Origin of the sequence: Methylobacterium sp. WL116 (genome assembly GCF_008039455.1) — a bacterium.
Taxonomy (GTDB): domain Bacteria; phylum Pseudomonadota; class Alphaproteobacteria; order Rhizobiales; family Beijerinckiaceae; genus Methylobacterium.
In genome coordinates this window covers 1-6692 of record NZ_VRUV01000246.1, presented here as the reverse complement: position 1 = coordinate 6692, position 6692 = coordinate 1, and the positions used below count along the sequence as shown (strand labels likewise).

The following is a 6692-nucleotide window of genomic DNA, read 5'->3' as shown; positions in this document are numbered from 1 at the left end:
AGCCGAGACCCGTCCCGCCCCTCCCCCGACGCGCTGCTCGAAGCCGCGCGCCGCGAAAGCCGGTCGCGCGGCCGGCTGAAGATTTTCCTCGGCGCCGCGCCGGGGGTCGGCAAGACCTACGAGATGCTGACCACGGCCCAGGCCAAGGCCCGCGCCGGCCTCGACGTGGTGGTCGGCGTGGTCGAGACCCATGGCCGCGCGGAGACCGAAAGCCTCGTCGCCGGGCTGGAGGTCGTCCCGCGCCGCGCCGTCGCCTACAAGGGCACCCGCCTCGACGAGATGGATCTCGACGCGCTGCTGGCCCGGCGCCCGGCCCTGGCGCTGGTCGACGAGCTCGCCCACACCAACGCGCCGGGCTCGCGCCATCCGAAGCGCTACCAGGACGTCGAGGAATTGCTCGACGCCGGCATCGACGTCGACACCACCCTCAACATCCAGCACGTCGAGAGCCTGAACGACGTCGTCGTCCAGATCACCCGCATCCGGGTGCGCGAGACCGTGCCCGACGGCATCCTCGACCGGGCCGACGACATCGAGGTGATCGACCTCAACCCCGACGACCTGATCCGGCGCCTCGAGGACGGCAAGGTCTACTTGCCCCGCAACGCCGCCCGCGCGCTGCGGCACTACTTTTCCCGCGGCAACCTCACGGCCTTGCGCGAGCTGGCGCTCCGCCGCACCGCCGACCGGGTCGACGACGAGCTCCTGAGCCACATGCGGGCCAACGCCATCCCCGGGCCCTGGGGCGCGGGCGAGCGGGTGCTGGTCTGCGTCAGCGAGGATCCGCGCGCGGCCGGGCTGGTGCGCTACGCCAAGCGCCTGGCCGACCGCCTGCACGCGCCCTGGACCGCGCTCTCGGTCGAGGGGCCGCGGGCGCAGGCGCTGTCGGAGGCCGCGCGTGACCGCATCGCCGACACCTTGCGGCTGGCCGACCGGCTCGGCGGCGAGGCGGCGACCGTGCCGGGCTCGCGGCGGATCGCCGACGACATCCTGGCCTATGCGCGGAGCGCCAACGCCAACCACGTCGTGGTGGGCAAGTCCGAGCGCTCGCGGCTGTTCGAGATCCTGAACGGCTCGGTGGTGCACGACCTCGTGCGCGGCTCAGGGCAGATCAGCGTCCACGTCATCGCGGGCGAGGCGCAGAGTGGGGAGGCGCAGGGCGGGGACGCGGCCGGGCCGAAGAGCGTGCGCACGGCCGCGGAGCCGTCCCGCTCGGCCTGGCCCTACGCGGTCGCGCTCGCGGCCGTCGGGGGCGCCCTCGGGATCGCGCTCGCCCTGCAGCCGATGCTCGGCGTCGAGAACGCCGACCTCGTCCTGCTCACCGCCGTGGTCGCCGTGGCGGTGCGCTTCGGCCTCGGGCCCTCGCTCGCCGCCGTGGTGGCGGCCTCGCTCGCCTACAACTTCTTCTTCCTGCCGCCGCTCTACACCTTCACCATCGCCGACCCGACCAACGTCGCCGCCTTCTGCCTGTTCACGCTGGTCGCCGTGCTGGTCTCGAACCTCGCCGCGCGCACCCGCCAGGAGGCGGTGGTCTCGCGGGCGCGGGCCGTGGCGAGCGAGCGGCTCTACGGCTTCAGCCGCAAGCTCGCCGGCTGCGGCACCCTCGACGACGTGCTGTGGGCGACCGCCTACCAGATCGCCGCGAGCCTCGACGTCCGCGTCGTGCTGCTCCTGCCCGAGGCCGGCGCGATCGCGGTGCGCGCCGGCTACCCGCCGGAGGACACCCTCGACGCAGCCGACCTCGCCGCCGCCAAGTGGGCCTTCGACAACGACCGGGCGGCGGGCCGCGGCGCCGACACCCTGCCCGGCGCCAAGCGCCTGTTCCTGCCGATGCGGACCGGCCGGGGGACGCTCGGCGTCATCGGCCTCGACGCCGACCGGGCCGGGCCGATCCTCTCGCCGGAGAGCCGGCGCCTCGTCGACGCGCTCTCCGACCAGGGCGCGCTGGCCATCGAGCGCGTCCGCCTCGTCGAGGACCTCGACCGGGCCGAGCGCGCGGCCGAGACCGACCGCCTGCGCCAGGCGCTGCTCACCTCGATCTCGCACGACCTGCGCACGCCGCTCGCCGCCGTGCTCGGCGCGGCCACGACGCTGCGCGACCTCGACGACGCCCTCGACGCCCCCGCGAAGGCGGATCTCCTCGCGACCGTCATCGCGGAATCCGAGCGCCTCAACCGCTTCATCGCCAACCTCCTCGACATGACCCGCCTGGAGGCCGGCGCCGTGGTGCCCAACGTCGCGCTGCACGACGTCGCCGAGATCGCCGACACGGCCTTGCGCCGCCTGGAGGCGATCCTGTCCGGCCACCGCGTCGTGGTGGAGATCGCGCCCGGCCTGCCCCCGCTGCGGCTCGATCCGGTGCTGTTCGAGCAGGTGCTGGTCAACCTCCTCGACAACGCCGGCAAGTACGCCCCCGAGGGGTCGACCATCCGCCTGCGCGGCCGGCGGGACGGGATGCGGGTGCGGATCGAGATCCTCGACGAAGGCGGCGGCCTGCCGGAGGCCGACCTGGAACGGGTGTTCGATACGTTCTACCGCGTCGCCAAGGCCGACAGCGTGCGGGCCGGAACCGGCCTCGGCCTGCCGATCTCCCGCGGCTTCATCGAGGCGATGGCCGGCACGGTCGTCGGCGCCAACCGCCGCGACCGCTCCGGCGCGGTGTTCACCATCACCCTGCCGGTCCCCGCCGAGCCCGCGCGGACCGCCTCGGATCGGGCGGCATGACCCTGCACATCCTCGTCGTCGACGACGAGCCGCCGATCCGGCGGCTGCTGCGCACCGGGCTTGGGACCCAGGGCTACGCCGTGCTCGAGGCGCCGGACGGCCGCACCGCCCTGGAGACCCTGGGCCGCAAGGCGTCCGGCCACGAGACGGTGGACCTCGTGATCCTCGATCTCGGGTTGCCCGACATGCGCGGGCACGACCTCCTCGCCCGGATCCGCGCGGCGCATCCCGCCCTGCCGGTGGTGGTGCTGTCGAGCCGCGACGACGAGACCGGCAAGGTCGAGGCGCTCGACCTCGGGGCCGACGACTACGTCACCAAGCCCTTCGGCATGGGCGAGCTGCTGGCCCGCATCCGCACGGCGCTCCGCCACCAGCTCGCGACGGAAGGGCAGCGCCCGCTGTTCCAGGTCGGGCCCCTGAGCGTCGACCTCGTGCGCCGCATCGTCCGGGTGGAGGGGCGCGAGGTGAAGCTGACGCCGCGCGAGTACGACTTCCTGCGGGTGCTGGTGCAGCATGCCGGCAAGGTGCTGACCCACGCCCAGCTGATGGGCGCGGTCTCGGCCTCGTCCGACCCGCAATACCTCCGGGTCTACATGCGCCAGCTCCGGCAGAAGCTGGAGGCCGATCCCGAGCGCCCGCGCCTGCTGCTCACCGAGACCGGCGTCGGCTACCGCCTGCGCGCGCCCGACGACGGGCTGTCGCGCTGACGGCGTCCCCGATGCGGATCTTTTCCTGAACGAACAGGTCCGGCGCGGGTTGTGCAGGCCGCGATCCCGTTCGGATCGCAAACCCGTCCGCATCGCAAGGCCGCCCCGCCCCATGAACACCACGACCCCGGATACGACCCTGAAAGCCGCCGACTTCGCGGCTCCGACCGTCCTGCTCGCCGGCACGGTGGATTACGACATGTACCGGGACTTCCGGGCCCAGATCGGAAAGGCCCCGTGCGAGGGGCTGGTCGTCGTCGAGCTGACCACGCTCGGCGGCGACCCGGAGGTCGCGCGGATGATGGGCGAGGACATCCGCTTCAAGAGCGCGATGAACCCGCAATGCCGCTACGCCTTCCTCGGCAAGGCGGCGATCTACTCCGCCGGCACCACCTTCATGAGCTTCTTCACCCGGCAGAACCGCTACCTCACCCCCGGCACGCGGCTGATGATCCACGAGCGCAAGCTCGCCAAGGAGCTCCGGATCAACGGTCCGCTGACCACCTGCATCGCCACGGTGAAGGCGACGCTCCACGAGATCGAGTGCTCGATCGCGATCCAGAACGAGGGCTTCGCCAACCTCGTCGAGGGCTCGAGCGTGACCCTCGATCAGGTGATCGAGCGGGCTCCCTACAATTGGTACATCGAGGCCGAGGAGGCCCGCACCCTCGGCCTGATCGAGGCGGTGATCTGAGGCTCATGCCGAGTCTTCAGGCCAAGCCTCGTAGGTGAGAACCCATGAGGTCCGGCGGACGACCGCCGCCCGGCGGTCGCGGGGGCCGACCCTCGATGAGCCGGGCTCACCGAGGGTCGGCATCAGAACGCCAGCTTCATCCCGGCGACGAGGTTGCGCGGGGCGCCGGCATAGATCGAGCCGGTGGTGCCGGCGAGCACGCCCGCGCCGTTCTGCAGCCCGGTCGTCGCGCTGATCGTGTCGGCGAGGTTCTGGGCCGAGGCGGCGTAGACCGTGTCGAACAGGTTGCGCACCTCGGCGTAGAGCGTGAGGCGCTTGGCGTAGCCGCCGGAGAGTTCCGTCGCGTAGTGGACGTTGGCGTTGACGATCGCGTAGCCCGGCGCCTTCAGCTGGTTGGCGTTGTCGAGGTAGAAATCGTCCTGGAACACGGTCTCGACGAAGGCGCCGAGTCCGGCGAGCGGCCCGGCCGGGACGTCGTAGCCGACGCGGGCGAGCAGCTGGTTGGCCGGCACCCCCGGGATGCGGTTGCCGGCGCGGTCGAGGCGGCGGGTCAGCGCTCCGGCGCTGAGCTGCTCGACGTAGCGGGTGTAGACCTGGTCGTCGAAGGTGTAGGCGGCGACGATGCGCCAGCCCGGCGCGAAGGCCCAGTCGGCGCCGACCTCGAGGCCGCGGTGCTCCGAGGCCGGGGCGTTGAAGGTGTAGCTCTGCAGGCCGGCCCCGGGCGATTGCGAGACGAGCTCGTTGCGGAAGATCTCGTAGAAGCCGGTGACGCTGAGGCGCAGCCCCTCGACCGGCGTCCAGTCGGTGCCGAGGTCGAAGCCGAGGTTCTCCTGGGTCTGCAGCCCGGTGTTGTTGCCGGGCAGGCCCGCCGCGGTCACGAACAGGTTGCTCGCCGCCGGCGTGGTGTAGCCGGTGGCGACGCGGCCGCGGAACGCCCATTCGGCGCTCGGGCGGTAGACCAGCGCCAGTTCCGGGGCGACGTTGAGGAAGCTGCGGTTCGCGTCCGCGATCGTCGTGGTCGCGCCCGCGGCCGCGTAGGCGTAGGCGAGGCTGCGCCCGGTGATCGACGTGGTCTCGGCGCCGATGCCGACGACGCCCGTCCACTGCTCGGAGAGCGCGACCTCGGTGCGGGCGCGGCCGCCGAGGTTCGACTGCACCGCCTCCTGGTCGCCGATCAGCGCGCCCAGCCGCGGGCCGCCGTAGGGCGCGCGGTTGTAGGTCGAGATCCGGTTGTCGATGGTGCTGTAGGCCAAAGCCACGTAGCCGACCGCCGGCAGGCCGAACAGGTCGTAGCGCCGGGTGAGGTCGGTGAGAAAGTTCCAGGACGGGTACGAGCCCCGTGACGCGGTCGCGTAGAACGGCTGGTTGAAATTGCGCTCGTCGAAGCCGAGTTGCGTGCGCCAGGTGGTCTGGGCGTCGATGTCGTGCTCGTAGCGCGCCGCCACGATCGTGCGCCGGTCCTTGCGCTCGAAGCCGGCCTCGTCGGCGGTGACGCCGACCCTTCGGCCGTAGGCGCCGTTGACGAAGAGGTTGGTGAGCGAGCAGCCCGCCGCCGCGGTCGCCGCCGCCGCGCAGCCGCGCTGATAGGGGTTGGTGCGGAACTCGGCCAGCGACGACCGGGCGGCGAGGTCCGCGTGCAGGTCGTTGTTGATCACCTTGAGGGTGAAGCGGTTGTCCGGCGTCGGGGTGTAGCTCGCCAGCAGGTCGATGGTCTGCGTGTCGTAGGACGAATGGTCCTGGTAGCCGTTGGCGCGCACGTCGCTGGAGAACAGGCTGATCTCGAACGGGCCGCTGACGCCGCCGACCGTGAAGGAGGTGCTGAGATAGCCGAAGCTGCCGGCATCGGTGCCGATCTCGTAGCCGTCGATCTCGCGGCCGGTGCGGGTGCGGAAGGCCAGCGCGCCGCCCGTGGCGTAGTTGCCGAACAGGGCCGATTGCGGCCCGCGGAACACGTCGATGCGGGAATAGGCCCGCGGGTCGGAGAGGTCGAAGCGCGCGGCGCCGTCGGGCTGGGTCAGGACGAAGCCGTCCTCCAGCACCACCGTGTTCTTGATCACGCCGGTGGAGCGGGCGTTGTTGCCGCGGATCGAGATGATCACGTCGCGCCCGCCGTTGCCCTGGCGCACGGTGACGCCGGGGCTGTTGGCGAGCACCGCGCCGACGCTCGTCGCCGGCCGGTTCTCGATCGTGTCGCGCCGCCCGATCCCGGTCACGACCTGCCCGACCGGATGCTCGATGACGCTGGGCGCCGAGCCCTGCGGCGCGGCGACGCCGAAGGGAATGCCGGCCGCCGGTGCCGGCCCGTCGCGCTCGCCGACCACCGAGAGCTCGGAGAGCGTGACGCTCTCCTGTGCCTGTGCCTGCGCCTGCGCGACGGCGAGCGGGCTGGCGGACAGGAGGAGGAGGCCGGCGCGCAGCCGGAGCTTGGGCAGGAAGGGCATCGGGCGGGCTCGTCTGATCGGGAGGCAGGCGGGATCGGCCCGCCGGAAGAGGTTCGCGATTCGATCAGAGCAGGGTCGGCGGTGCCCTCGGCCGGCCGGCGATCCGGGGGCGATGCGGGATGCGGG

The 6692-nt window shown here is 72.4% G+C and carries 4 protein-coding genes; 3 read left to right on the top strand and 1 reads right to left on the bottom strand.

What is annotated here, in order from left to right:
• From FV223_RS16880 to FV223_RS16870, 3 genes are all read left to right on the top strand, one after another.
• The coding region (locus FV223_RS16880; protein WP_147728119.1) for a sensor histidine kinase KdpD at positions 1 to 2724 on the top strand (2724 nt) is incomplete at its 5' end.
• Complete coding sequence (locus tag FV223_RS16875) at positions 2721 to 3431, top strand: response regulator transcription factor (protein ID WP_147728118.1); 711 nt, start codon at positions 2721 to 2723, stop codon at positions 3429 to 3431. The genes FV223_RS16880 and FV223_RS16875, both read left to right, overlap by 4 nt.
• A gap of 112 nt (positions 3432 to 3543) precedes the next feature.
• The gene (locus tag FV223_RS16870) at positions 3544 to 4125 is read left to right on the top strand and encodes a peptidase S14 (RefSeq protein WP_147728117.1); all 582 of its coding nucleotides are present in this window, start codon (positions 3544 to 3546) and stop codon (positions 4123 to 4125) included.
• A gap of 122 nt (positions 4126 to 4247) precedes the next feature.
• Here FV223_RS16870 and FV223_RS16865 read toward each other — a convergent pair whose 3' ends face one another.
• Positions 4248 to 6566 (bottom strand): TonB-dependent receptor, encoded by a 2319-nt coding sequence (locus FV223_RS16865; RefSeq protein ID WP_147728116.1) that lies wholly within the window; start codon positions 6564 to 6566, stop codon positions 4248 to 4250.
• Positions 6567 to 6692: the final 126 nt, after the last annotated feature.